General features: G+C 62.4%; 23 protein-coding genes. 11 read left to right on the top strand and 12 right to left on the bottom strand.

Annotation, left to right across the window (positions count from 1 at the left end; translation table 11 throughout):
- Positions 1-422: 422 nt before the first annotated feature.
- From QCBJ_RS09715 to QCBJ_RS09705, 3 genes are all read right to left on the bottom strand, one after another.
- Positions 423-824, bottom strand: a complete 402-nt coding sequence (locus tag QCBJ_RS09715; protein ID WP_012724650.1) for a cupin domain-containing protein — start codon at positions 822-824, stop codon at positions 423-425.
- Positions 825-920: 96 nt separating this feature from the next.
- The gene (locus QCBJ_RS09710) at positions 921-1202 is read right to left on the bottom strand and encodes a putative quinol monooxygenase (RefSeq protein WP_102060679.1); all 282 of its coding nucleotides are present in this window, start codon (positions 1200-1202) and stop codon (positions 921-923) included.
- Between the two features lie 85 nt (positions 1203-1287).
- Entirely contained in the window at positions 1288-2721 is a 1434-nt protein-coding gene (locus QCBJ_RS09705) for a PLP-dependent aminotransferase family protein (protein ID WP_102060678.1), read from the bottom strand.
- A gap of 155 nt (positions 2722-2876) precedes the next feature.
- Here QCBJ_RS09705 and QCBJ_RS09700 point away from each other — a divergent pair, with 155 nt between their 5' ends.
- Positions 2877-3320 carry a carboxymuconolactone decarboxylase family protein gene (locus QCBJ_RS09700; protein ID WP_012724647.1) on the top strand — a complete coding sequence of 148 codons (444 nt, stop codon included), beginning with the start codon at positions 2877-2879 and terminating at the stop codon, positions 3318-3320.
- On the opposite strand, the gene QCBJ_RS09695 is transcribed toward QCBJ_RS09700, so the two are convergent.
- From QCBJ_RS09695 to QCBJ_RS09680, 4 genes are all read right to left on the bottom strand, one after another.
- Positions 3321-4088 carry an SDR family oxidoreductase gene (locus tag QCBJ_RS09695; protein WP_010210056.1) on the bottom strand — a complete coding sequence of 256 codons (768 nt, stop codon included), beginning with the start codon at positions 4086-4088 and terminating at the stop codon, positions 3321-3323.
- A 22-nt stretch (positions 4089-4110) separates the two neighbouring features.
- The gene (locus QCBJ_RS09690) at positions 4111-5178 is read right to left on the bottom strand and encodes a phosphotransferase family protein (protein ID WP_012724646.1); all 1068 of its coding nucleotides are present in this window, start codon (positions 5176-5178) and stop codon (positions 4111-4113) included.
- A gap of 129 nt (positions 5179-5307) precedes the next feature.
- Positions 5308-6261 (bottom strand): 2-hydroxyacid dehydrogenase, encoded by a 954-nt coding sequence (locus QCBJ_RS09685; protein ID WP_046034792.1) that lies wholly within the window; start codon positions 6259-6261, stop codon positions 5308-5310.
- 53 nt (positions 6262-6314) lie between these two features.
- Positions 6315-6839 (bottom strand): cysteine hydrolase family protein, encoded by a 525-nt coding sequence (locus tag QCBJ_RS09680; RefSeq protein WP_012724644.1) that lies wholly within the window; start codon positions 6837-6839, stop codon positions 6315-6317.
- A gap of 384 nt (positions 6840-7223) precedes the next feature.
- Here QCBJ_RS09680 and QCBJ_RS09675 point away from each other — a divergent pair, with 384 nt between their 5' ends.
- A complete protein-coding gene (locus QCBJ_RS09675) occupies positions 7224-8501 on the top strand; it encodes a serine/threonine transporter (protein WP_012724643.1) in 1278 nt (425 codons plus the stop codon).
- 549 nt (positions 8502-9050) lie between these two features.
- Here the strand turns inward: QCBJ_RS09675 and acnB are convergent.
- The gene (acnB, locus tag QCBJ_RS09670; RefSeq protein WP_046034795.1) at positions 9051-11660 is read right to left on the bottom strand and encodes a bifunctional aconitate hydratase 2/2-methylisocitrate dehydratase; all 2610 of its coding nucleotides are present in this window, start codon (positions 11658-11660) and stop codon (positions 9051-9053) included.
- A gap of 397 nt (positions 11661-12057) precedes the next feature.
- Here acnB and QCBJ_RS09665 point away from each other — a divergent pair, with 397 nt between their 5' ends.
- On the top strand, positions 12058-12528 hold the full coding sequence (locus QCBJ_RS09665) for a DUF1289 domain-containing protein (RefSeq protein ID WP_046034796.1): 471 nt from the start codon (positions 12058-12060) through the stop codon (positions 12526-12528).
- A gap of 133 nt (positions 12529-12661) precedes the next feature.
- Here the strand turns inward: QCBJ_RS09665 and QCBJ_RS09660 are convergent, their stop codons facing one another.
- Positions 12662-13525 carry a universal stress protein gene (locus tag QCBJ_RS09660; protein ID WP_012724640.1) on the bottom strand — a complete coding sequence of 288 codons (864 nt, stop codon included), beginning with the start codon at positions 13523-13525 and terminating at the stop codon, positions 12662-12664.
- Between the two features lie 152 nt (positions 13526-13677).
- Here QCBJ_RS09660 and QCBJ_RS09655 point away from each other — a divergent pair, with 152 nt between their 5' ends.
- Positions 13678-14280: a tRNA-(ms[2]io[6]A)-hydroxylase gene (locus QCBJ_RS09655; protein WP_046034797.1), complete on the top strand. Its 603-nt coding sequence runs from the start codon at positions 13678-13680 to the stop codon at positions 14278-14280.
- On the opposite strand, the gene QCBJ_RS09650 is transcribed toward QCBJ_RS09655, so the two are convergent.
- Positions 14236-15435, bottom strand: coding sequence for an MFS transporter (locus QCBJ_RS09650; protein WP_093541828.1), 1200 nt, complete (start codon positions 15433-15435; stop codon positions 14236-14238). The two genes, QCBJ_RS09655 and QCBJ_RS09650, sit on opposite strands and share 45 nt — an antisense overlap.
- A gap of 157 nt (positions 15436-15592) precedes the next feature.
- Here QCBJ_RS09650 and QCBJ_RS09645 point away from each other — a divergent pair, with 157 nt between their 5' ends.
- Complete coding sequence (locus tag QCBJ_RS09645) at positions 15593-16300, top strand: winged helix-turn-helix domain-containing protein (RefSeq protein WP_012724637.1); 708 nt, start codon at positions 15593-15595, stop codon at positions 16298-16300.
- Positions 16301-17578 carry an ATP-binding protein gene (locus QCBJ_RS09640; protein WP_102060677.1) on the top strand — a complete coding sequence of 426 codons (1278 nt, stop codon included), beginning with the start codon at positions 16301-16303 and terminating at the stop codon, positions 17576-17578.
- A gap of 161 nt (positions 17579-17739) precedes the next feature.
- Here the strand turns inward: QCBJ_RS09640 and QCBJ_RS09635 are convergent, their stop codons facing one another.
- Positions 17740-18249: a GFA family protein gene (locus tag QCBJ_RS09635; protein WP_102060676.1), complete on the bottom strand. Its 510-nt coding sequence runs from the start codon at positions 18247-18249 to the stop codon at positions 17740-17742.
- Between the two features lie 92 nt (positions 18250-18341).
- Here QCBJ_RS09635 and QCBJ_RS09630 point away from each other — a divergent pair, with 92 nt between their 5' ends.
- Genes QCBJ_RS09630 through QCBJ_RS09615 form a run of 4 tightly spaced genes read left to right on the top strand, consistent with a single transcriptional unit; the run spans position 18342 to position 24558 of the window.
- Positions 18342-19463 (top strand): AAA family ATPase, encoded by a 1122-nt coding sequence (locus QCBJ_RS09630; RefSeq protein ID WP_012724634.1) that lies wholly within the window; start codon positions 18342-18344, stop codon positions 19461-19463.
- Positions 19460-19906 (top strand): hypothetical protein, encoded by a 447-nt coding sequence (locus QCBJ_RS09625; RefSeq protein WP_012724633.1) that lies wholly within the window; start codon positions 19460-19462, stop codon positions 19904-19906. The genes QCBJ_RS09630 and QCBJ_RS09625 overlap by 4 nt, the downstream gene beginning before the upstream one ends.
- On the top strand, positions 19893-21689 hold the full coding sequence (locus tag QCBJ_RS09620; protein ID WP_102060675.1) for a hypothetical protein: 1797 nt from the start codon (positions 19893-19895) through the stop codon (positions 21687-21689). Before QCBJ_RS09625 ends, QCBJ_RS09620 begins: the two co-directional genes overlap by 14 nt.
- Positions 21682-24558 carry a bpX6 domain-containing protein gene (locus QCBJ_RS09615; protein ID WP_177410655.1) on the top strand — a complete coding sequence of 959 codons (2877 nt, stop codon included), beginning with the start codon at positions 21682-21684 and terminating at the stop codon, positions 24556-24558. The genes QCBJ_RS09620 and QCBJ_RS09615 overlap by 8 nt, the downstream gene beginning before the upstream one ends.
- Here QCBJ_RS09615 and QCBJ_RS09610 read toward each other — a convergent pair.
- Positions 24545-25444 carry a LysR family transcriptional regulator gene (locus QCBJ_RS09610; RefSeq protein ID WP_102060673.1) on the bottom strand — a complete coding sequence of 300 codons (900 nt, stop codon included), beginning with the start codon at positions 25442-25444 and terminating at the stop codon, positions 24545-24547. The genes QCBJ_RS09615 and QCBJ_RS09610 overlap by 14 nt on opposite strands.
- A gap of 147 nt (positions 25445-25591) precedes the next feature.
- Between QCBJ_RS09610 and QCBJ_RS09605 the strand changes: the two genes are divergently transcribed.
- A complete protein-coding gene (locus tag QCBJ_RS09605; protein ID WP_102060672.1) occupies positions 25592-26410 on the top strand; it encodes a MaoC family dehydratase N-terminal domain-containing protein in 819 nt (272 codons plus the stop codon).
- Positions 26411-26452 lie beyond the last annotated feature (42 nt).

Genomic DNA, 26452 nt, shown 5'->3' with positions numbered 1-26452 from the left:
GAAACCTGGGGCTGGCCTGCCGGCGATAGCGGCGGGTCAGCCGACCTGGGTGTGGGATCAGACCGAGTACATATCCATTATTTAGGTTACGGCTGCTATGGGTTCCGCTTTTACAGCGGCTCACTTTGGAAAAGCCCCAAAGTAAGCAAAGGGCTCTTGCCCCACCACTCGGCACCTCGCCCAGGCTCGGTGTGCCCGTAATCCGACATTGATTTGGGGGGCCGCCGCCACGCGCCATCCATGGCGCGGGGCGGCTAAACCGGCATCCCTGCCGGTTTACCCCCCAAATCAATATCGAATTCCGGCCAGCGTGGTTGACGGGGCGCCTGAGATCAAAAGCACGATCAAGATCAAGATCAAGATCAAGAGCGGCTCGCTTCGCATCGTGGTTAGCGTGGTTGCTGCAGCGTTGTGTAGATACATTATTTTGGTAGGGGGGTAAGCACTTCCGCCTTGTCATCCAGCACCATCACCACCAGCAACTTGGCCGGTTGGGTCTGGCTGGCATTGCTCGATTCGAAGTGCCGCGAACCTGCCGGTTCGTAGAACGATTCACCGACCTTGTAGGTTTTCGCCTTCTCGTCATTCACCCGCGAGGTGATCGCGCCTTCGAGTACGTAGGCCACGGCGGTGCCGGTGTGGCTGTGGGGCACGGTGGCCTGGCCGGGGGCGTAATCGACGGTGAGCATGATGGTTTTCTTGCCGGGCACATGGGGCAAGGCGTGCTCTTGGAGCACGTTGATCGACTCTTGGTTGTACACCGGTTCGTGGGCAAAGGCGCTGAGCGAGGCGAGCATCAGCGAGGTAGCGAGCAGTCGTTTCATGGCGAAGTTTCCGAATCGTTCGAGACCGCTTCACCCTACGCCGCGATGCCTGGGTGACCAATGACCAATCCCGGCGAAGACCAGGAGACCAATGCCTCAATGGTCGAAATCCAGGCGCCACGCCAGGTGCTCGCCGGTCAGTTCGATAAACCCTTGCAGGGCCGGCAATCGGAAGTGTGCAACCAACTGGTCGGCACAGGTCCAACGGCCGCTGACGGTCCATAGGTCGAGGTCCTGCGGGTCGCGCTGAACGGCGTAGTCCAGGCAGCCGGGAGCGGTGCGCACGGCGTTGGCTATCTGCTGCAGGCGCTCGCCCAATTCCCTTGAGCGCCCGGCCGCCGCGCGGACATAGACAGTGTTGCAGGCACAGGCTGGCATGGCGATGGTCTCCGAGGTCAGGTGTCAGTGCACAGGCTAGGGCCTCGTTGCGACAGGACCAAGGACCAATCCGGCGGAAAATCCGCTAGCCAATCTGCTGGAGAATATCGCGGACTTTGTCCAGCGCCGGGTCGATATCGAGGGTTTCGATGGCGCCGAAGCCAATGATCAGGCCGGGACGTACGGGCGCATCGTGGAAGAATACTTCCAGCGGGTACACACCCACTTCCACCCGGCGCGCCAGTTCCATCAGCAGCGGGATATTCACCGGCACCTTGCACAACGCGGCCATGTGGAACCCGGCCACGGTAGGCACTGCTTCGAACCACGGCGACAAATCCCCCGCGAGGCGCTGCAGGATGCGTTCACGGCGCCCGGCATAGACCGTATGGCAGCGGCGGATATGTTTGAGCAGGTAGCCCTCGCTGATGAATTTGGCCAGGGCCCATTGCGGCAGCGTCGAGCTGTGCTGGTCGGTGAGTTGCTTGGCCTTGAGCACCGCGCCGTAAATCGCCGGTGGCAGCACCGCGTAGCCCAGGCGCAATTCGGGCAGCAGGGTTTTCGAGAAGGTGCCGACATAGGTCACCACACCGTGGGTGTCCATGCTTTGCAGGGAGTCGGTGGGCCGGCCTTCGTAGCGGAATTCGCTGTCGTAGTCGTCCTCGATGATGATCGCGCCCAACTCGAAGGCCCTTGCCAGCAGGGCTTCGCGGCGTGGCATGCTCATCGGCATGCCGAGGGGGAACTGGTGGGAGGGCGTCACGTAGATCAGTCGTGTGCCATCGGGTATCCGGTCGACCTGGATGCCCTCGGCATCCACCGGCACACTGGCGACATTCGCCCCCATCGCCACGAACAACTGGCGCGCAGGGCTGTAGCCGGGGTCTTCCATGGCGACCCTGCTGCCCGGCTCCAGCACCACGCGGGCGATCAGGTCCAGCGCCTGCTGTGCGCCGTTGGTGACGATGATGTCGCTGTCGCGGCAGTTGACCCCGCGTGAGAACGCGATATGCCCGGCGATTGCGCTGCGCAGTGCGGGCAGGCCTTCGGGTTGGCTGTAGAACCCGCTGTTTTGTGCAATGCGTCGCAGCGCGTCCTGGGTACAGCGCCGCCATTCATCCTGGGGGAACTGGTTGCGGCTGGTGGCCCCGCCGATAAATTCATAGCGCAGCGTGCTGTCGCGGGTGGGGTGGCGCATGGGCGAGGGCAGCGATTGCCACTTCGCCAGGCGGGCGGCGCAGGCCAGGTCGGTGGAGGCTTGCAGGCGTTCGGACTGGGGGGCGCGGGCGTTGACGAAGGTGCCACGGCCGGTCTTGCCGACCAGCAGGCCTTCGTAGGTGAGGGTGGCGTAGGTGTCTGACACGGTCTTGCGCGACACGCCCAGTTGCTCGGCGAGCAAGCGGCTGGGCGGCAGTTGCGCACCGGCGGCCAGGCGCCCGGAACCGATGGCTTCGCGCAGCTGTTGGTAGAGCTGTTCGGCCAGATCCTTGCGGCCATTGATCACAACGTGCAGTTCCATGGGGTATCCCGGGGCATTCAATCTGCGCCCAGATTACGCGCCTGCGTAACAGGCTCAAAATGGTCTCTGCATAAACCGCCTGATTGGCTATAGGGCTTGTGCCGCATGACCCCTAGGCTGGACTGTGATTGCATTCGCCGCCAGAGAACCGCCCCATGGAACCCCGCCTGGATTACTACACCGCCTCGCCGCAAGCGCTCAAGGGCATGTTGATGCTGGAGGCGACGACGTTTGGTCTGTCCATCGACGCCCCCTTGCTGGAGCTGATCAAGATTCGCGTCTCGCAGCTCAACCACTGTGGTTTCTGCACGGACATGCACTCGATGGCGGCACGTCAGCGCGGCGAAACCGAGCGGCGCTTGTTCGCGTTGTGCGTGTGGCGTGATTCGCCGTTTTTCACGGCGCGGGAAAAGGCCGCATTGGCCTGGAGCGAGTCGGTGGCGACGCTGCCGACCTCAACGGTGTCGGATGAACTGTTCGCCGCCGTGCGGCTGGAGTTCAGCGAGCAGGAACTGGTCGACCTGACCATGGCGGTGTCCAGCATCAGTGGCTGGAACCGCCTGGCGGTGAGCTTTCGGCAGCAACCGCCGAATGCTTGATCAGGACAGGAAACCGCCGTCCACATTCAGCGACACACCCGTGGTGTAGCTGGACGCGTCACTGGCCAGGAACAGCACCGCGCCGGCCATCTCGCTCGGGTCTGCCACGCGCTTGAGAGGGATCTGCGCCAGGGCCATTTTCAGGATCGCGTCGTTCTTCACCAGCGCCGAGGCGAACTTGGTGTCGGTCAGGCCAGGCAGCAGGGCGTTGCAACGAATGCCGAACGCGGCGCATTCCTTGGCGAACACCTTGGTCATGTTGATCACGGCGGCCTTGGTCACCGAGTAAATGCCTTGGAACACCCCCGGCGAAATCCCGTTGATCGAGGCGACGTTGATGATGCTGCCGCCACCGTTTTCACGCATCAGCTTGCCGGCTTCCACCGACATGAAGAAGTAGCCACGGATGTTCACGTCAACGGTCTTCTGGAACGCACCGAGATCAGTGTCCAGCACATTGCAGAACTGCGGGTTGGTCGCGGCGTTGTTGACCAGGATATCCAGGCGGCCGAACTGCTCACGGATACCGGCGAATACTTGGGTGATTTGCTCCATTTCGCCGATATGACAGGCCACGGCCGTGGCCTTGCCGCCGTCGGCGATGATCGCATCGGCCACATGTTGGCAGCCTTCCAGTTTGCGGCTGGAAACGATCACATGGGCGCCTTGCTGGGCCAGCAACTTGGCGATGGCTTCGCCGATGCCGCGGCTGGCGCCGGAGACAAAAGCAATCTTGCCGTCGAGGTCGAACAGGTGGGTCTTGGACATGGGGGTTCCTTGTGGTCGGCGATCAGAGCGTGGATTTGCTGATGACGTTCAGGCTCATTTGCTCCAGCAGTTTGTTCATCTGAATGAACTGCGCAAAGCGTTTGTCCTGGGTCTGGCCATGGAAGAAGCGGTAGTAGATCTGCTGCACGATGCCGGCCAGGCGGAACAGGCCGTAGGTGTAGTAGAAGTCGAAATTGTCGATCTGGATGCCGGAGCGCTCGGCGTAATAGTCGACGAACTCACGGCGAGTGAGCATGCCGGGCGCGTTGCTCGGCTGGCGGCGCATCAACTGCACCGGCGCGGGGTCCGCCGCTTCGATCCAGTAGGCGAGGGTGTTGCCCAGGTCCATCAGCGGGTCGCCGAGGGTGGTCAGCTCCCAGTCCAGCACGCCAATGATCTGCATTGGGTTGTGCGGGTCGAGGATCACGTTATCGAAGCGGTAGTCGTTGTGCACAATGCTCGACGTCGGGTGATCGGCTGGCATCTTGTCGTTGAGCCAGGCGCGCACGGCTTCCCAGTGTGGCGCGTCGGGGGTCAGGGCTTTTTCGTAGCGATCGCTCCAGCCACGGATCTGGCGTGCCACATAGCCCTCGGGTTTACCCAGGTCGGCCAGGCCGCAGGCGCTGTAGTCCACCTGGTGCAGTTCGACGAACTTATCGATGAAGCTTTTGCACAGCGCCTCGGTCTTGACGGCGTCCAGGCCCAGCTCGGCTGGCAGGTCGGAGCGCAGGATGATGCCGTTGACCCGCTCCATCACATAGAACTCGGCACCGATCACCGACTCGTCGGTGCAATGCACGTAGGCCTTGGGGCAATAGGGGAAGCCGTCTTTGAGCTGGTTGAGAATGCGGTATTCGCGGCCCATGTCGTGGGCCGACTTGGCCTTGTGGCCAAAGGGCGGGCGGCGCAGCACGAATTCCTGGCTCGGGTATTCCAGCAGGTAGGTCAGGTTGGACGCGCCGCCGGGAAACTGGCTGATCGTGGGCGTGCCGCTCAGGCCCGGGATATGGGCCTTGAGGTAGGGATCGATCAGGCTGGCATCAAGTTCTTCACCTGGGCGAATCTGGGTCGATTGGTCGTTCAGCGCCATGCTTATCCCTTCTGCTTATTCTAAAGGCCTCGGACTATTTCCTAATCTAATGCGCACCACCGCCCAGCGACAAGGTCGGGGCGGCTTAATAGGTTAGCGTGTTGGATGATGATCAGCGTGCCTGATCGGTCATTTAGTGGGCGGGGGCAGGGCGACCGGGGTGAGTACCGGGCGCCCGGCGAAGTGCTCTACCAGGTTATCGGCCACCCGTTGCACGGTGTCATGGGCGGCTTCCGGCGACAGGCCGGCGACGTGGGAGGTGAGCACAGTATTGCCGAGTTTCTTGAGCGCGTCGGGGACCTTGGGCTCATCGTCGAACACATCCAGCGCGGCGCCACCGATGCGGCGCTGTTCCAGGGCGGCGACCAGGTCGGCGGTGACCACCACGCTGCCACGGCCGATGTTGACAAGATAGCCATTCGGGCCCAGGGCATCCAGGGCGTGCCGATCGATCAGGTGACGGGTGCTGGCGCCGCCGGGCGTGGCCAGGATCAGGAAGTCCGAGGTGCGCGCCAGCTCCACCGCCGTCGCACAGTAGGTGTAGTCCACATCATCGCGTGGCTGGCGGTTGTGGTAACTCACCTCCATGCCGAAGCCCAGGGACGCACGCTTGGCGATCTCCAGGCCCACCGCACCGAGTCCGAGAATGCCCAACTGCTTGCCGCCCAGTGACGGGCGCATCACTTTCGGCCATTCATGGCGGCGCACGGCGGCGTCGGTCTGCGGGATGCCGCGTACCAGCGACAGCAGCAGCGCCATGGCGTGATCGGCCACCGACGGCGCATTCACGCCGGCGCCGTTCGTGACCACGATCCCGCGGTTGCTGGCGGCCTGCAGGTCCACGTGTTCGTAGCCGGCGCCAATCACGCAAATGATTTCCAGCAGGGGCAGCGCGGCGATTTCCTCGGCGTACAAGCCCAGTGGGCCGCGGGTGAGCACCGCCTTGATCTGGCTGCCGTGGGCCTTGATGGCCGCGGTGCGCTCGGCGGGTGTGGGCGCGAGGATCACGTGAAAGTCATTGCTCTCGATGATGGGCAGGTATTCGTTGATGGTTTCAACCAGGACCAGAACAGTAGCGGTCATCGGAAGGCTCTTCCTGAAGGGTTTGAGGGAAGGAGTATGCCGTATTTGAGCGTTTAGAAGCTGATCTCGACGGCGCTTGTGAGCTTCACAAATGCCCCGGCCAGGGTCGCGTTGTGATGCTCGATAATCACCTCGGCCTTCAGCGTCGGCGTGTCCATGCAGGTATGGCCGTCTTCGGGCAGTACCACTGAAAACCCCAGTTCCACCGCGACCTTGCACGTGGTGTCGATACAGAACTGGGTTTTCATGCCGACGATCACCAGTTCCTTGACGTGCGCCGCTCTCAATTGCGCTTCCAGGTCTGTGCCCAGGAAGCAACTGGGACGGGTCTTGTTGAACAGGTGATCACGCGACTCGTCTACCTCCAGCGCATGCCATAGCTGCCAGGGCGGGCTGCCGGCTTCAATTGGGGAGCCGGCCGGGCCAGTGTGGCGGGCGACGAAGATGGGTGTATCGGAGTTGCGGGCACGCTGAATCAGCTGGTTGATGGTGGCGAGTACACGTTCGCGCTCGAAGGGCTTTTCCGGACCGTCGTATAAGCCAGTTTGCATATCGATGATCAGCAGGGCGTCAGTCATGGTGTTGCTCCTTGCGATGGCCAGATGGCGGAGCAATAAAAAGGCCCCGTCCATTGCTGGCGGGGCCTTGGGTTGAATCTGTGAGGTGTTTAGCGTGAACACCCACAGCAACCGCACGACCCGCCTGAGGCGGTCGTGGTGGTGGTGCGGGTGAGGTTCAGCTGAATACGGTTCATGGCTGGATCATGCTGAGAGCGGCGCCAAGTTGTCAACGAATGTGTTTGAATTGTGCGCGGCGCGTCGATGTACCACGCCACCGTTCCTCAGCTAAGTCTTTGCTTCTTCACAAGAATCCCGGACAATCCGGCCCCTTCTATGGTCGGGGCGCTGCCTGTCAGGTTTTTCTGACTCGTCCCGGCCGTGTAAATGCGGAGATCCGACTGGATGAATGATCAGGCCAATAGCGTCGACGAACGCTATGAGACGACACCTGCAACCCTCACGACCTGGAGCCGCCAGGACACCACCTGGATGCTTGGCCTGTTCGGCACCGCCATTGGCGCCGGCACGCTGTTCTTGCCGATCAACGCGGGCCTGGGAGGCTTCTGGCCACTGGTGATCCTCGCGCTGCTGGCGTTCCCAATGACGTTCTTCGCCCACCGTGGCCTGACCCGTTTCGTGCTGTCCGGCCGAGAAGGCTCCGACATCACCGACGTGGTGGAAGAACACTTCGGCATCAAGGCCGGTGCGCTGATCACCTTGCTGTACTTCTTTGCGATCTTCCCGATCCTGCTGATTTATAGCGTGGCGTTGACCAACACCGTCGGCAGCTTTATGGAGCATCAACTGCACATCATGCCGCCGCCACGGGCGATCCTGTCGTTGGTGCTGATCCTCGGCCTGCTGGCTGTGGTGCGTTGCGGCGAGCAAGTGATCGTCAAGGCCATGAGCCTGATGGTGTATCCGTTCATCGTCGCCTTGCTGTTCCTGGCGGTGTATCTGGTTCCGCATTGGAATGGCGGCATCCTCAGCACCGCCAGCGTAGTCCCGGCACCGTCGGCACTGCTCAATACGCTGTGGCTGGCGATTCCGGTGATGGTGTTCTCGTTCAACCATTCGCCGATCATCTCGGCCTTTGCGGTTGATCAGAAGCGCCAGTACGGCGTCCATGCCGATGAACGCAGCTCGCAGATCCTGTCTCGCGCGCATCTTTTGATGGTGGGGATGGTGCTGTTCTTCGTGTTCAGCTGCGTGCTGACCCTGTCGCCGGCGCAGTTAGCCGAAGCGAAGGCGCAGAACCTGTCGATCCTGTCCTACCTGGCCAACCACTTCGATAACCCGACCATCGCGTTTGCCGCTCCGTTGATCGCGTTTGTGGCGATTGCCAAGTCGTTCCTGGGCCACTACATCGGCGCCAGCGAAGGCCTCAAGGGCCTGGTGCTGAAGACCGGCCGTCGTCCGAGCGCCAAGCGCCTGGATCGCATGACTGCCGGGTTTATGCTGGTGGTGTGCTGGATCGTGGCGACGTTGAACCCGAGCATTCTCGGCATGATTGAGGCGCTGGGCGGTCCGATCATTGCCTCGATACTGTTCCTGATGCCGATGTATGCCATCCGCAAGGTGCCGGCCATGGCCAAGTACCGTGGGCAGGCGTCCAATGTGTTTGTCACGGCGGTAGGCCTGGTGGCGATTACTGCGGTGGTCTATTCGTTTTTTGCTTGAGCTCGCCTAGGCTCGGTGTGCCCTCACTCCGGAGTGTTTGATGGGGCGCCTCAGATCAAAATCAAAAGCAGATCAACAGCAGTCTGATATCTACCTGATGTATGGAGATCAAACTGTGGGAGGGGGCTTGCTCCCGATGGCGGTGTGTCAGTTGATGCATCTGTGACTGTTCCACTGCTATCGGGGGCAAGCCCCCTCCCACATTTGGACCGCGATCGACAGAAGCAACATCGGTCGGCTCTAAGGCCCCCGCGCTCTTGCTTTTGATCTTAGCCGCCCCCCCAATCAATGTCGGATTACGGGCACACCGAGCGTGAGCAAGGTGCCGAGTGTTGGGGCGATGCGTTTTAGCGCTCTTCTTTTCCAAAGTGACCCGCCGTAAGGGCAGAGGCCCTATCAGCCGTTACCCCAATAACGGATATGTACCCGGTCTGACCCAACATCCAGCCCGGCCGCCAGAGGGAACCACCGTCTACACGTGCCGTATTCCAGGCATAAAAAAAACGCCGCGTACCTTGCGATACGCGGCGTTTTTACATCGCTAAACCCTTAGGCTTGAATCACCGGGATGTTAGCGCTTGCTGCAATCTTACGGAACTCAGCAATCTGATCGAAGTTCAGGTAGCGGTAGACGTCACTGGCCATGGTGTCCAGTTTCGCTGCGTAGCCCATGTACTCTTCGACGGTCGGCAGGCGACCCAGGGTAGACGCCACGGCCGCCAGCTCGGCCGAAGCCAGGTAGACGTTAGCGCCGTCACCCAGACGGTTCGGGAAGTTACGGGTCGAAGTCGACACCACGGTCGAATTCGGCTCTACACGTGCCTGGTTACCCATGCACAGCGAGCAGCCCGGCATTTCCATGCGCGCGCCAGCCTTGCCGTAGATACCGTAGTAGCCTTCTTCGGTCAGTTGGTGAGCGTCCATCTTGGTCGGCGGCGACAGCCACAGACGCGTCGGCAGCTGGCCCTTGACCTGCTCCAGCAACTTACCGGCAGCGCGGAAGTGACCGATGTTGGTCATGCACGAACCGATGAACACTTCGTCGATCTTCTCACCGGCAACACTGGACAGCAGACGGGCGTCGTCCGGGTCGTTCGGTGCGCAGAGGATCGGCTCGTTGATCTCGGCCAGGTCGATCTCGATGATTTCGGCGTATTCCGCGTCGGCATCGGCTTCCATCAGCTCAGGGTTCTTGACCCAGGCTTCCATCGCTTGGGCGCGACGTTCCAGGGTGCGCGGGTCACCGTAGCCTTCACCGATCATCCAGCGCAGCAGGGTGATGTTGGAGTTCAGGTACTCGGTGATCGAGTCTTTCGACAGCTTGATGGTGCAACCGGCAGCCGAACGTTCAGCCGAGGCGTCGGACAGCTCGAAAGCTTGCTCCAGCGTCAGGTCGTTGAGGCCTTCGATTTCCAGGATGCGGCCGGAGAAGGCGTTCTTCTTGCCTTTTTTCTCTACGGTCAGCAGACCCGATTGGATCGCGTAGTAAGGAATGGCATGAACCAGGTCACGCAGGGTGATGCCAGGTTTCATTTTGCCTTTGAAGCGCACCAGGATCGATTCCGGCATGTCCAGTGGCATTACGCCAGTGGCTGCGGCGAACGCGACCAGGCCAGAGCCGGCCGGGAACGAGATGCCCATCGGGAAACGGGTGTGGGAGTCACCACCGGTGCCGACGGTGTCCGGCAGCAGCATGCGGTTCAGCCAGCTGTGGATGATGCCGTCGCCTGGACGCAGCGATACACCGCCACGGGTCATGATGAAGTCAGGCAGGGTGTGGTGGGTGGTTACGTCGATCGGCTTTGGATAGGCCGCGGTATGGCAGAACGACTGCATTACCAGATCGGTCGAGAAGCCCAGGCACGCCAGGTCTTTCAGTTCATCACGGGTCATAGGACCGGTGGTGTCCTGGGAGCCCACGGTGGTCATCTTCGGCTCGCAGTAGGTGCCAGGACGAACGCCTTTGCCTTCCGGCAGGCCGCACGCCTTGCCGACCATTTTCTGTGCCAGGGTGAAGCCTTTGCCGGTGTCGACAGGCGCTTCAGGCAGCTTGAACAGGTCGGTAGGGCCGAGGCCCAGCTCAGCACGGGCCTTGTCGGTCAGGCCGCGACCGATGATCAGCGGGATACGGCCGCCGGCACGAACTTCGTCCAACAGCACTGGGGTCTTCATTTCGAAGGTGGTGATGACTTCGTCGGTACCGTGCTTGCAGACTTTGCCGGCATGCGGGTAGAGGTCGATCACGTCGCCCATGTTGATGTTGGAGACGTCGAACTCGATGGGCAGTGCGCCCGCATCTTCCATGGTGTTGTAGAAGATCGGAGCGATTTTGCTGCCGAAGCAGAAACCGCCGGCGCGCTTGTTCGGCACGTAGGGAACGTCGTCGCCGAAGAACCACAGCACGGAGTTGGTCGCGGATTTACGCGAGGAACCGGTACCGACCACGTCGCCGACGTAGGCGATCGGGAAGCCTTGGCCGCGCATCTCTTCGATCTGCTTCATCGGGCCGGTCTTGCCTTGCTCGTCCGGCACGATGCCTTCACGGGCCATTTTCAGCATGGCCAGGGCGTGCAGCGGGATGTCAGGACGGGACCAGGCATCCGGCGCAGGGGACAGGTCGTCGGTGTTGGTTTCGCCGGTGACCTTGAACACGCGCAGGCTGATTTTGTCGGCCAGGGTAGGGCGGTTGCGGAACCACTCGCCGTCAGCCCAGGACTGAAGCACGCCTTTGGCGTGTTCGTTGCCGTTCTTGGCTTTTTCGGCGACGTCGTGGAACGCATCGAACATCAGCAGGGTGTGCTTGAGTTGGGCGGCGGCGACCGGTGCCAGTGTGGCGTCGTCCAGCAGCTCAACCAGGGTCACGATGTTGTAGCCGCCTTGCATGGTGCCAAGCAGTTCAACAGCGCGTTTCTTGTCGATCAGGGGGGAAGTGGCTTCGCCCTTGGCCAGGGCAGACAGGAAACCGGCCTTGACGTAAGCGGCTTCGTCAACGCCTGGTGGAATGCGGTTGGTGATCAGGTCAACGAGGAATTCTTCTTCGCCAGCCGGAGGATTTTTCAGCAGCTCGACCAGGCCTGCGGTTTGTTCGGCATTAAGCGGCTGGGGAACGATACCCAGGGCTGCACGCTCTTCGATATGTTTGCGGTAGGCTTCAAGCACAGTTATTACCCTCATCAGTGGTCCCACGGGACGCTCATCCAGAAATGAACGGCACGCATGCGCTCGGGGGCTTTTTGGGCCGCAAAGCCAGCGCTGCCGGCATTCCTCACAGAAGCTGCTTTCAAAGTTTTACGCCTGCAGAACGGAGCTGATGAGGGTTGGCGAGGGCTCTGACCTACCGAGTCATTAACCATCGCCAACACCGTTCTGAAGGAACGACTGTGCTCGTGACGCTTTGAAAACAGCTTCCAGCGGATTATTGGCGCCTTACAAGGCCGGATGATTCTACGGCAAAAAAATTCTAAAGGTAAGTTGCCTCGCGAAGTTTGCAGGGTGATGAAGGTTAGACAAAGGGCTAACATGGCGCACTGTTTCGCTGATCTGCGTGTTGTTGCCCATGTCCAACCAAACCATCAAGACCCCCTGCGTCGGCCTGTGCTCCACGGTCTACGGCGATCTCGTATGCCGTGGCTGTAAGCGCTTCCACCACGAAGTGATCCTGTGGAATGGCTATAACGAAGAAGAAAAGCGCGCGGTCTGGCTGCGGTTGGAGCAATTGTTGGTGCAGGTAATGGCCGGAAAGCTCGAGGTTTTCGACCCCAAGACCCTGCGCGGCCAGTTGGAACAGCGCAAGATCCGCTTCGTGCCGCACCAGTCCGAGTACTGCTGGGCCTATCAACTGATCGCGCGTGGGGCGCGGGTGATCAATAACCTGGAGGCCTACGGCATGGTGCTGTTGCCCGAATTTCGTGACTGGGCCTTGCCGGAATTACGCGATGCCATTGATCGGGAGTTCTTTATCCTGTCCGAGGCGCATTACCAGCGCTATATCGCACCGGGTTTCCTGCGCGATGCGCTTTCCAACTGACAACGGATAACCCCTGTGGGAGGGGGGCTTGCCCCCGATGGCGGCGTGTCAGCCCAGGATTTATCAACTGGAACGTCCTCATCGGGAGCAAGCCCCCTCCCACATTTTGATCTCCATCGTTCATAAGGTTGGATCAGGGCTTGCTGGCGAGTTCTTGCAGGTGATCCATCAACGCCTGCGGCTTGAGCACCAGCACATCACTCTCCACCGCATCCAGTATCACCTCTGCCGTATTGCCGATCAGTGCCCCGGAGATCCCGGTGCGCGCCACAGTGCCGATGATCGTTACCGCCGCTTGCAGGGTGTGAACTAGATGGGGGATCAACACATCCGCGGGGCCTTCCTTGATATGCAGGTGCGATTCGTCCACATCGAACTCGGCCTGAAACGCCTTGCATTGCTCGCGATAGCGCGCCTCGATGGTTTCCTTGAGCTGGAACGTCGGGTCCGCCGCCGACAACATCGGCGACGGATGGGCGCTGATCACGTGCAACTGCGCCTTGGCCAGGCTGGCGATATCAAAGCCATGGTCGATGATCGAAGTGTGCAACGAGCGGTGCTCGCCATCGGTATTGCCCACATCGATCGCCGCGAGGATCACGCCGCCAGCCCACGGCGTGGCCGTCTTGACCAGCAACACCGCCGTCGGGCAATAGCGCAGCAGCTTCCAGTCCGCAGGCGTCAGCAGGGCTTTTTTCAACGGACTGTCCGGGAAGTGCTGCTTGATCACCAGCCCACAGCCCTCGGCTTGCTGCACGTCGATAATGGTGTCATGCAGGCTGTCATTCCACGCCTGCTCGGTGGTGACGCTGTAGCCGTCCTCCTGCAAGCCCGACTTAAGCAGGGCCAGCAGCGCCGAGTGCTCATGCTTCTTGTCGCAGACCAGTAAATGCAGGTGTGCGCCGGTGACCCCGGCGATCAGCTTGGCACGCTTGAGGGCCAGGCTTTCCGAATGCTCGGGCTCGATGACCACCAGGATGCTGCGGATGGCTTGCATGATCGGGATCTCCAAAAAGGGTGGGGGCTGCAACAACTATAGTTGCTGGCTGGCGCACGTCATGTTGATGCACATCAAGGCCGGTGGCTGGTGGTCTGCGGCGGGGTCGGTATAATCGCCGGCCTTTTGTGATCCTTTTGCCCGTGAGCCCGATGAACCTGCCAGAAATCCACGAATTCCTCGGTTGCCGCACCCCTGATGCCTGGGTCCAGGCCGCGCTGGCCGATCAGGACACCCTGCTGATCGACCACAAGAATTGCGAATTCAAAGCCGCCAGCACCGCCCTGAGCCTGATCGCCAAGTACCACGGCCATGTCGACCTGATCAACATGATGTCGCGCCTGGCCCGCGAAGAGCTGGTGCACCACGAACAAGTCATGCGTTTGATCAAAAAGCGCAAGGTCGAGCTGCGCCAGCTGCACGCCGGGCGCTATGCCTCCGGTTTGCGCAAAGTGGTGCGCAGCCACGAACCGGTCAAACTGGTGGATACCCTGGTGGTCGGCGCCTTTATCGAAGCGCGCAGTTGCGAGCGTTTCGAAGCGCTGGTGCCGCATTTGGACGAAGAACTCGGCAAGTTCTACTTCGGCCTGCTGAAAAGCGAGGCGCGGCACTTCCAGGGTTACCTGAAGTTGGCGTACCAGTACGGTGACGCCAAGGACATCGCCCAGGTGATCGAGCGGGTGAGGGCGACTGAGCAGGAACTGATCGAGTCACCCGACATCGAGTTCCGCTTTCACAGTGGCGTGCCAGCCTGAGGCCACGGCCACGCCGATCAAGGCGGTGATCGCGGCCAGCAGCAGGATCACCGTCTGCGTGCCCAAGGGCGCCGCCAGCAGCGCAACCGCCAGGCCTGCCAGGGGCTGCGGCAGGTTATTGAGCAGCGTGATCACGCCCACGGTCTTGCCAAAGTCCTGCACGGGGATGACCCGCTGACGGGTGCTGCGCAGGTAGACGTTGAACATCTTGTCGAAGCCGGTGACCAGCAGGAAGCCCACTACGTATAGCCACACGTCGGGGCTGATCGCCATGATCACTGCGCCCACGCCGATCATCGAATAAGACAGTCCGCCGAGCACCTTCAGGGGCAGGCCGGCCCGTGCCAGATAAAACAGAATGCCGATGGTCACCAGCGCGCCCGCCGCCTGGAGCAGGGCATAGGCGTCCTTGCCCGCCGCAAACTGGCCGGTCACCATGGCCGCAGAGGTGGCCAGCGTGACGCCAATGATCAGGTTCACACCCACCGCCAACGTGATGACCCGCTTCAACTCCGGCAGGCGGCGGATATGTCCGAAGGCAATCTTCAGCGGCCGCAGCCAGATATCTCGATGTTGCTCGAAGGTTGCCAGGCTGGCCGTGCTGGAGCGTTGCCACACCCGCATCGCCAGGTCTGCGAGCAGGAACAGCCCGGCCACGCCCAGCACCACCCAGTGCCACGCCCATACCTCAAGCATCAGTGCGGCCACCAATGGCCCCAGCACCAGCCCGCTCTGGTCGGCGATCTGCGAATAGGAGAGGGTCTTGGCATAGCTGTACTGCGCGAAGATATGCGGCATCAGCACTTCTCGCGCCATGATGCCTTGGGTGGTCAGTACCCCGCACACTGCCGAGAGCAGCACGACCCAGTAAATACCGTCGAACACCCCGTACAGGGCAACCGCCAGCACACAGGCCAGCGCCCGGTAAACCTGGCTGATATGCAGGATGCGCACCGGCGCGAACGTGTCGCACACTGCGCCGCACACCGGGAACGCCAGATAGCGCGGCAGCGACTCGACAAAGAACGCCAGCCCGGCCCAGGCCACGCTTTGAGTGGTCTGAAACACGATCAATGGCACGATAAACAGTAGGATCTGGTCCGCCAGCCGTGACAGGAACAGCGAAACAAAGAACGCCAGGTAATCCTTGCGCATACAACTCCCTGTACATGGCGTTAAAGATTGCAGCTTATTTGTTAAAAACTCTTAAAAGCATGAAGCTTCGTCGGCCGGTGCTGGCCAACGGCTTTAGTTGCCCAGCTTGCCACCTATAATGCCCGCTCTTCAATCCGCGTCTGCACATTGGGAACTTATGGAAAACCTGGGGCTGGGCAAGGTCTTGCTCGTTGAGGATGACGAGAAACTGGCGGGGCTGATCGCGCACTTTCTGTCGCAGCATGGTTTTGAGGTGCGCGTGGAGCACCGGGGTGACAAAGCCCTGGCGGCGTTCCTGGAGTTCAAGCCAAAGATCGTCGTACTCGACCTGATGCTGCCCGGCCAGAGCGGCCTGCACGTGTGCCGCGGGATTCGCACGGTGTCCGACACGCCCATCGTGATCCTCACCGCCAAGGAAGACGACCTGGACCATATCCTCGGCCTCGAGTCCGGTGCCGACGATTATGTGATCAAGCCGATCAAGCCCCCCGTGCTGCTGGCACGCCTGCGCGCCCTGCAACGGCGCCAAGCCCCGGAGCCGACGGTGCGCGGGGCCCTGGCCTTCGGGCGGCTGGCCATCGATCGCAGTTGCCGCGTGGTCAGCCTGGGGGACGAACAGATCGACCTCACCACCATGGAATTCGAGCTGCTGTGGCTGCTGGCCAGTAACTCGGGCACGATCCTGTCCCGCGATGACATCCTCAACCGCATGCGCGGCATCGCCTTCGACGGCCTTAACCGCAGCGTCGATGTGTACATCAGCAAGCTGCGCGGCAAACTCAACGACAACCCCCGCGAACCGGTGTGCATCAAGACGATCTGGGGCAAGGGCTACCTGTTCAACCCCTTCGCGTGGGAGGTCTAGATGCTGCGGCTCTACATCCGCCTGTACATCATCCTGGCGCTGGGGCTGGCGGGGGCGATCTGGCTGGTCAACTACACCTTCGATGAGTTGCTGCCCGAAGCCAATGAAACCTATAACCGCGAAGCCCTGCGCGGCCCGGCTTATGGCTTGGTGGAACAATTGCGACCCTTACCGGGCGATGCCCGCGCGGCGCGCCTGAGCGAGCTGCAACTCCACTACGGCCTGCACCTGAAACTGGTCCAGCGCGATGACTTGGCGCTCGACCCGCGTGAACGACAGTTGCTTGCCGCCGGAAAGCTGGTGGTACGCGGCGACTTCATGGAGTTCATCGCCAATATCGATGGCGGCCCGCAGCTGCTTAATATCAAACTGCCCGAAGAACCGAAATGGCTGTACCTGTGGGCCTATTGCCTGCTGGGATTGAGCCTGGCGATCGTGCTGTATTTCTGGGTGCGCCCGCACTGGCGTGACCTGGAACATATTCGCCTGGCGGCACAACGTTTCGGTGACAACGACCTCGGTTCACGCATTCTGCTGCCACGCCGTTCCACGGTGCGCGAGCTGGCCGGGCACTTCAACCAGATGGCCGAGCGTATCGAAAGCCTGATCGCCAACCAGCGCGAACTGACCAACGCCGTGTCCCACGAACTGCGCACGCCGATTGCACGCCTGTCGTTCGAGCTCGACCAGTTGAAACAACAGACCGACCCGCGCCAGCGCAGCGAATTGATCACCGACATGTATGCCGACCTGGGCGAGCTGGAAGAAATGGTCTCCGAACTGCTCACCTACGCCAGCCTGGAGCGTGGCGCCACCCAGGTCACCCGTGAGCGCATCGAGGCCCACAGCTGGCTCGACAGTGTGATCGGCAGCGTGGCCCTGGAGGCCGAGGCGGCCGGCATCCAGCTGTCGTTGCGCACCTGCGAGGTGGACGTTATCCAGATCGAGCCGCGCTTTATGGCGCGTGCGGTGATCAACCTGCTGCGCAACGCCGTGCGCTACGCCGAGCGCCGCGTGGAAGTGTCGCTGGTCAAGTTCGGCAGCGGCTATGAAGTGCGTGTGTGTGACGATGGCCCCGGCGTGCCGGAGGAAGGCCGGGCGAAGATCTTCCAGCCGTTCACGCGCCTGGACGCCAGCCGCGACCGCCGCACCGGCGGTTTCGGCCTGGGCCTGGCGCTGGTGCAGCGGGTGTCGCAGTGGCACGGCGGCCAAGTGCAAGTGCTGGATTCGGAATGGGGCGGGGCGTCGTTCCGGATGACCTGGGCGTATGCCGAATAACGAGCTTGAAAGCAAGACAGATCAACTGTGGGAGGGAGCAAGCCCCCTCCCACATTTTTAATTCGGTTCTCAGGTCAGAAGCTGTGTGCGAGCAAACACACTGAGGTAAGGGACAGGCACAGGCTTTTGCAACGCATCAGGGGTTTCATGGGGTCAGAAACTCAGGGGGGGCATGGGTGCGTTTGAAGGTGCAGCCCGAGGCGCTCATGCCATTGGGCGATGGACTCTTCGGGGTACTCATCGAACTGCAGATCGCCTTGGCGCAACGTCACTTCCACCCACGGCGCCTTCGAGCCCAGCATCAGGTGCGTATGTTCCGGCGGCACCGGCAATGGCGTGTCGATGGCCGAGGCAAACGGATGGATCAACGCCGGCCACTCGGGGCTGAACAGCCACAAGGCGCTGCCGCATTGCGAACAGAAGTGCCGTTCAGCGCTGCTCGCATGGGCCCGGCTGGCCCCCTCGGGCTTGAGCCTGGCGTGGTAGATCGAAATCAGTTTGCGCCCGCGCACCTTCAAACTCTGGGCATCGCCGGCCAGGTTGATCGCATAACCGCCGCCGCCCTGGGTCTTGCGACAGATCGAGCAGTAGCAACGCTGGTAAGGGTAGGGGTGGGCACTGGTGAGGCTGAACGTCACGGCGCCGCAATGGCAGGATCCTTCAAGCTGCATGGGCTGACTCCTGATATGAGTATGTAACAACGCTTTGCTAATACCTTAGCCTCAGGCAAGATTCCCCCGCTTTGGTTTCAGGGAAGACACCCATGATTGCTCAGTTGCAGAGCGCTGCCGCGCAAATCCGCCACGCCGTGCGTGCCGCTACCGAAGGCTTGGTCGGGCGCGAGCAACTGGCCGAATTGATTGTGCTGGCAGCCGTGGCCCAGGAGCACATCCTGGTGATCGGGCCGCCCGGCACTGCAAAAAGCGCGGTGGTGCGGCGTGTCGCGCAGTCCATGGGTGGGCGTTACTTCGAATACCTGCTCGGACGTTTCACCGAGCCGTCCGAACTGTTCGGCGCGGTAGACCTGAAAAAGCTGCGCGAAGGCACGGTGGAAACTGACGTCAGCGGCATGCTGCCGGAAGCCGATATCGTGTTTCTCGACGAAGTCTTCCTGGGCTCTACCGCGATCCTCAACACCTTGCTGGGCGTACTCAACGAACGCCGATTCCGTCGTGGCCATACCCAGGTGCAATGCCCGCTGCGCGTGTGCGTCGGCGCCGCCAACGGCCTGCCGGATGATGAGGCGTTGGCGGCCTTCGGTGACCGTTTCCTGTTGCATCTGTTTGTCGAGTCGGTGCCGGACAATCAATTGGAAGCCATGCTGGCCGGCGGCTGGCAGTCGGAGCAGCGCCCGGTGCAACAGTTGCTCGGCCTTGCGCAACTGGACACGCTCGGCCAGGCCCTGAAACACGTCGACCTGACCGCTGTGCGCCCAGCCCTGGCCCAAGCCATTCGCCGCCTGCGCGAAGCCGGGATCCAGTTGTCTGACCGGCGCATCGTCAAGTCCCAGCGCTTGATCGCGGCCGCTGCATTGCTCAGTGGTCGCCTGGAAGCCAGCGACGCCGACTTGTGGCCGCTGCTGTACGTGTTGCCGACCCAGGCTACCCAGCAACACGGCCGCGAAGTATTGCGCGACCTGTTTGCTGCCTCCAGCAACAGCCATTTGTTCAGCGCGGTGGAAGAGGCGACGTTGCAGCCGATGTCACGTGTGAATCGGCTGCTGGAAACCGCCGAAGACTACCTCTCCCGTGCAGAACCGCCGGCCAGTAGCGTGCTCGAAGGCCTGTTGCGCGAGATCGATGCCAATTTCAATAGCCAGACCCTGCCCGAACCTCTGCAGCAGGCGCGGGGACAACTCACTCGATTGCTGACCCCCAGCGAATGAGTGCGCTGACCCAGCCTTGGGCCTGGCGTTCACGGCCAGTGCCCGCCGAGGCTCAGGCCGCCGTTGCCTGGGGCGATGCTGCCCGGCGCCTGCACGCACGCCTGGCGCTGCTCGCGGCCGACCATGCGGCGCGGCTGCAAGCCACTGCCAATGGTGATGTACTGGTGGTGACGGGCGTAATGGCTGACCTGCCTTGGGTCGACGGTGTTGCTTACGCTGCGCCCAGCACCAGCGCGCCGCACCTCTGGCTGCCGACCAGTTGGGAACCGCAGGTGCCACAGGACCTGTTGGGGCAGGCTTTGTCCGCTCGCTTCAAACGCGCGCCCTTGTTGGTGTGGCACGACCCGCGGGCGGTGATCCCGCTGGACCGCCTGCTGGCCGTGTCGCCCGCGCATCTGCAACGTATCGCCGCCTATTGGGGAGTCGCCCATGCAACTGCCTGAGGCGCTGCAACCCTGGCGGCAGTGGCTGGAGTGGTTTGCCCCGCAACACCTGCCCCTGTTCGCCGACCTGCTCGGTCGACTCAACCCTCTGCTCGGACCGCTGCGCGGCCTGCACCAGGGCGGAGTGCCGGAGCCCGATGGCCTGGGCGACCTGCATCGGCGCGGCCCCTATGAGCGACTGCTGTCCAGTGAATGGCTGCTGGCCGATGAAGTGCCTGACGAGTTCCTGCGCCGGGCGGTCGGCGGTGAGCATATGTTCCTCGCCCCGCACTACCGTGCCCGTGAAGCGAACCGCCTGATTGTGGTGCTGTTTGATGCGGGGCCCTTGCAACTGGGGGCTGCGCGCCTGGTGCACCTGGCGCTGTTGATGCTGCTGGCGCGGCGTGCCGAAGAGGCGGGGGCGCAATTGCGCTGGGGCATTCTGCAAGCCACGCCCGAGTTGCATGAGCTGGACTCATCGGCGCAGCTCAAGCGCCTGCTCGACGCCCGCACCTACGAGGTCGTGAGCGACGACCATTGGCTGGCCTGGCGTGACGCGCTGGCCGACCACGCCGTTGGAGAATGCTGGGTGGTCGGCCAGCGCTTGCCGCCCACGGATCCCAAGGTCTGCACCCACCGCGTGCAGATTACGCGCAACCTGGATGGGCGCAGCCTGACGTTCGCCTTGCAGTCGCGGCGCGTGTCGCTGCCGCTGCCGGAGGAGCAGCAGGCCGTGCGCTTGCTCAAGGGCCAGTTCGATAACGCCGTGCACACGCCGGCACCGACCGCTGCCGGCCGAGTGGCGCGGGTTGCATTGACCCTGCCGCCGGTCATCTCCGGTTCCGGTAACTATGTCGCCCTGCGCTTGCTCGATGAGCACGGCATGGTGGTGATCAAGCTGCCGCACAAGAACCAGAAAAAAAACCTCGAAGTGCGACGTCGCCTGTGGGGCAAACATCAGCACGTGCTCGCGGCCACCTTTAACTACCGCAGCCTCGGTGCGGTGCTCGGTGATGGCAATATCCTGACCTTCTGGAACATCCCCAATCTCGTTTCGGTCAACAAGCCCACACGCGAAGAAATGCACCTGCCGCCGGGCACTGCGACCTTTCTGCCCGCGGTGTGGCTGCGCGGCGAACAGGCGGAACGCCTGTATTTACTCGATACAAACGGTCAGCTCGCTCACTGGCAGCGGCCTGGCCACGCGCCGAGGGAAGAATGTTTCTCGGTGACGGACAATGTCATGGGGCTGGCGCAGTTGGATGCCTTATCGTTGGTCTACGCCCGCATCGAGGGTGGGCAACTGGTGGCTTACCCCGCGACGTCCTCCGGTGCCCGCAGTCACGGTTATGCAGTCGGTGCGGCTGCCGGTGTAAGCCAGATACTGTTCGCCAGCACCCCGCATTGGAAGTACGCCTTTGGTGGCTGCGCATTACTCACTCACCAAGGTGGCCGCCAGAGTTGGCGCCTGGTGACCCACGACAGTTTTCCCGCGAAAAAGGTACAGATCGACTTGGCGCCCGGCTGGAGCGCCATCGGCCTGCATCATCACGTGGCGGCGCAGGAACGCTATTCGCTGGTACTGCTGGGGCCGAACCAGCACACCATTGGCCTGTACACCGAGGGCCAACAACAGACGCTGTTCACCACGACGGCACCGATTGCCCGTGCGAGTTTCTGCCCCATGAGCGGCCTGGTGGCGGTGCTGACCACCGCCCGGGAATTACTGGTGTTCAACGTTGCCGAGCGCGCCATGCGTTTGCAAGTGATGTGTGACCTGAAACATGAGCCTGCCCATGCTTGAGCAAGAATCCCCGTTGATCCGCCGGCCGTTGTTGACCGGGCATCAATCCATCGACGGCATGTGGTTGCCCGCCGAGCGCTTTGCGCTGCAGGAACGGGCTCGCTTGATGTTGGAACACTGGCGCACGGGCGCGATGGCCTACCGTTTTGCCGACGGCGATTTAGTGCAATTCAGCACGCCGGTCGCGCTGGATTGCCAGGCCCTTGCCGGCTGGCCGCTGGTGCGTCAGGGCCGTGGCCTGTGTTCGGCCCAGCTGAGCGCCGAGGAGCTGCGCGCTTTACCGGCCGCCGACCTGTGGCTGGTGCGCGGCAGCCAGGTGCACGCTTTGCAGTTGCGCGATGCCCAGGCCCTGGAACCTGGGCAGTGGCTTGATATCAGCGCCTACACCTTGCTCGATACCTTCGATTGTCATGCGCCCGTCGTGCCGGCCCTGCCTGAGCCGGTGATCACCGATGTACGCGAGATCCTGGGCGGATTGGCGCCGGTCAGCCCCGAGCAGGAGGACGTGATCCGGGCCTTGCTGGAGCGGCAATCACCCGCACCGAAAGCGCCGCCCCCCAAGGCCGCACGCCAATGGGGCAACGAGGAGTCCGCACCCTATCCGGCGTTGAAACTGGGCGTCACCCTGGCCCTGGTTGCAGGGTTGACCTGGATGGCCACCCAGGGCCAATCCGTACCGCTGACACCGGTGTCTGCCACGACCACCGAAGACATCAGCGGCGTGATCCTGGGCATGTTGCTGAGCGCCATTGTCTTCACCGCCTTGCTGGTAGCGCTGAACACATTCCTGCGCCGAGGTGCGCGGCCTATCGGCGCAGTGCCGCAAGCCCCGGACACCCCAAGCATTCCCCAGCGCGCCAAACCAGCTCGTCATAAGCCGGCGGCCTGGCGCCGCTGGCTGACCCGCCTGACCGAGCATTCAAAGCTTTCCAGGCTGTACGGCAAGCGTCAGGCGGCTTACATGCAGCGCATGCTGGAGATGTTCGAGGACGGCGATTTCGCCGAGGCGTTGCGCCATGCCATCCCCTTGGGTGACCAGCACTCGAATGCCGAACAGCACTTCGGTACGCCGCAGCGGCGCCAGGACCTGACCCTCAGCCAACAGCACGGGCCCAGCCGTACCTACCGCTTCGAGGAAGGGCTGACCGAGCACCTGCGCCAGATCTACCGGCGCTCTTATGAGCGCCTGGCCCGCGAAAACCGTATCGAAGAAGCGGTATTCGTACTCGCTGAACTGCTCAAGGAACGCCAGGAAGCACTCGATTACCTGGAAAAGCACGCGCGCTACCAACAGGCCGCCGACCTCGCTCTCGCCTGGGACATGCCGTCTGCGGTCATCGTGCGCCTGCTGTGCCTGGCCGAGAACTGGCAGCGCGCCTTGCTGGTGGCGCGTCGTGATGATGCATTTGCCGATGCGGTGGTGTTGCTTCAGGCCAAGCAACCGCAGATCGCCGACCGTTTACGCCTGGAATGGGCCGAGTCGCTGATCGCCAAGGGCCTGTGGTTGCAAGCCGTCGAGGTGGTGTGGAGCTTGCCTCAAGAGCGCCCGCGCGCCGCTCAATGGCTGCTCGATGCCGAAGCGGCCGGTGGGCGCCTGGCGATTGGCGCCTTGGTAAAGCGCGCCATATTGCTGCCCCAAACCCTGGAAGCTTACGGACCCTGGATCGAACAGCTGCGTGACGATCCCAGCCGCTGCGCCGAGCGGGATGCCCTGGCGCACACGTTGTTGGCGCACAAGTCCGACACCGTGGCCCTGGCCTGGCTCGCCGGTGCCACCGTGCACGCGGTGCTCGCCGACCAGCTCAATGGGCGCGGGGGGCTCAACTTCAACCAACTGCAGTCGCTGGTCAAAATGAGCCGGGACAAATGTTTGCAGGCGGACTTGCCTGGCCAGTCACTCAAACGTCCCGCCGTGCGCTCGCTGGAGCGCGCGGGCGAGGCATTGCAGTGGTCAGCCCCCGTCCAGGGCAGCCGCTCCGTATACGATGCGGTGTCGCTGGATGACGAGCGTTACCTGGTGGCACTGGGCGAGGCCGGTGCGGTGGTGACGGATGCCAGCGGCACGCCGCTGTTCCATTTCGCCGTGCCGGCCCAGCGGATTGTCTTGGCGCACAGCCGGCAAATGGCGCTGGTGCTGACCCGGCGCGACACGGTGTGGCGCATCAGCAAGTTGGACTTGGTCAACCGCGCTGCGACCGACTTGGGCGTGCAGGTGCTCGACGTGTTCGCCGATCAGTTTGATGGCAGCACCTGGACCCTCGGCCAAGGCCGGCAACTGCGTGTGGTGGACGTGGATCGCGGCTTTGAAACCCTGTGGCACGTCAGCGACTTGCCAGGCCCGGTTCGCGCCCTCAAAGGTGATGAACGCAATGAGTTCCTGTGGCTCCATAACCCGCTGGAAGGCTTTGAGCGCTGGCATTATCGCCTGCCTGAGCGGCGGTTGGCGGGGCGTGAGCCGGTGTCGCCGCAGTCAGAGGAAAGCCACGCGCTGTTCTGTGCACTCGATCAAACCGTTGAGTACCTGATCCGGTACAGCGACGACGAAGAGCCCGTGCTGATCCTGGATGTCGACGGCAACCGCAAGGGGTATCGGCTGACGGGCTGTGATGAAGGGTGCTTCGATAGCGACCCGGTGCGCATCGTCGTCGACGCGGATTGGTTGGTATTCGGCTATATCGCCAGTGACCGCGACACCCGCTGGCACTTTATCCATCGTGGCAGTGACACCGTGTGTGCTGTGCTGCATTGGCCGCGCTACGAGGTGAATATCCGTCGCACCGGCGATGGCTGGTTGTTATTCGATGACCAGGGACGTTTGAGCCACATCACGGTGGAAGACGCCCGCCAGCGCAACCTCAGCCTCCATTGACCGAGTCCGGCATCAACGTGGCGATCAACGCACGAATGGTGCCGGGCAACGCCTCCAGCTCCCGCACCAGGATGCTGCGTTCGCGAATCGCCCACGGCTCATCGAGCTTCACCGCCACCACGTGCATGGTGCGACTGTGGCGCACGGCGGCGGACTCCGGAATGATGCCGATGCCCACACCGGCTTCGACCATCCGGCAGATCGCCTCGAAACTCGACACCTGGATACGCAGCGACAAGTGCTTGCCCAGCCGCTCCACGTGTTCGCGCAAAAAACTCAATAAGGTGCTGCCTTCATGCAGGCCGATATGCTGGTAGGCGAGGGTCTGTTCCAGGGTGACTGACGGTTGCGCTGCCAGCGGGTGGCCGACCGGCACCATCAATACCAAGGTGTCTGTGCTGAAATGCAGCACCTGCAAACCCGCCGCTTCCACGGGGCCGGCGATAATACCCATGTCGCTGGTGCCATCGAGCACGCCGCGCACGATGTCGCGAGACAGGCGCTCCTGCAGGTCGACGGTGACGCCAGGCCTTTGTGACAGGAACCCCGCCAGCACTTCCGGCAAGAATTCGGTGACCGCCGTGGTGTTGGCGAAGATGCGGATATGCCCGGCCGAATCCACGCCGTATTGGGTGAATTCGCTTTTGAGGTAGTCCACTTGGCGCATGATCAGCCGCGCATGGTGCAGCAGGCGCTCACCGGCCGGGGTGATCTCCACTCCACGGCTGTCACGGTACAGCAGGCGGGTGTCGAGCTGGCCTTCGAGGGCCTTGATCCGTGCACTGGCGGCGGCCGGCGAAAGAAACGCACGCTTGGCGCCCTGGGTCAGGCTGGGGGATTCGGCGATGTGGATAAACAGGCGCAGGTCGGCCAGGTCGAAGTGCATGCAAGACTCCCACAGGGGTATGCGGTGTTTTCAGTGAATTGGCGTTCAGCATAGCCGAACGCTGGTTTATTGAAATGCAAATTCTCAGAACGGGCGGGCGCTTGCATGATCCGGGGCAGACACTCACTGCCCGAGGAACTGCACCCGATGAGCGCCACTGACTGGATCGGCCGAAGCGAAACTGCTCACGACCACCTGAGCCATAACCTGCTCAAACGTATCGCCGCTACGTTCGGCGAGGCAGTGCCCGAGGACGGCGCGGACATACCGCCGTTGTGGCAGTGGTGCTTCTTCCAGGACCCGCTGCCGGAAACCGCCCTGGGCAGCGACGGCCACCCGGCGCGTGGCGGGTTCCTGCCGCCGGCCGACAACCGCAACCGCATGTGGGCCGGTGGGCGCATCGAGTTTCTGCACGCGCTGCGTGCCGGGGCGGCGGCGACCCGCGTGTCGACCATTACTCAGGTCGAAGAAAAGACCGGCCGCACCGGTTCGCTGTTGTTTGTCACCGTGCGCCACGACTATGCCCAGGACGGTCGCCTGGCGATCCGCGAAGAACAGGACATCGTCTACCGCGAACCCACGCCGCCCAAGGCCGGCAGCGCAGAGGCGCTGGAGCACGGTGAATGGCACGAAGCGATCGATCCCACGCCGACCCTGCTGTTTCGCTACAGCGCCGTGACCTTCAACGGTCACCGCATTCACTACGACTACCCCTATGTCACCGGCACCGAAGGCTACTCAGGCCTGGTGGTGCATGGGCCGTTGATCGCCACCCTGAGCCTGCGCGCGTTCTGCCGTGCCCACCCCGAAGCCACCTTGCGCCGTTTTGCCTATCGCGGCGTGCGCCCGTTGATTGCGCCGCAGCCGTTTGAAGTGGCGGGCCGCGTGACTGAAACCGGCGTGGCGCAGCTGTGGGCCGGTAACGCTGACGGCCTGGCGCAGCAAGCCCAGGTGCATTTCGAATAATCCAAGTCGAATAATCCAAGAACAACAGGCGGAGCGCCGTTA

It is taken from the genome of Pseudomonas sp. QC2 (assembly GCF_002859085.1).
GTDB lineage: Bacteria > Pseudomonadota > Gammaproteobacteria > Pseudomonadales > Pseudomonadaceae > Aquipseudomonas > Aquipseudomonas petroselini.
This window is presented reverse-complemented; position numbering and strand designations above follow the sequence as displayed.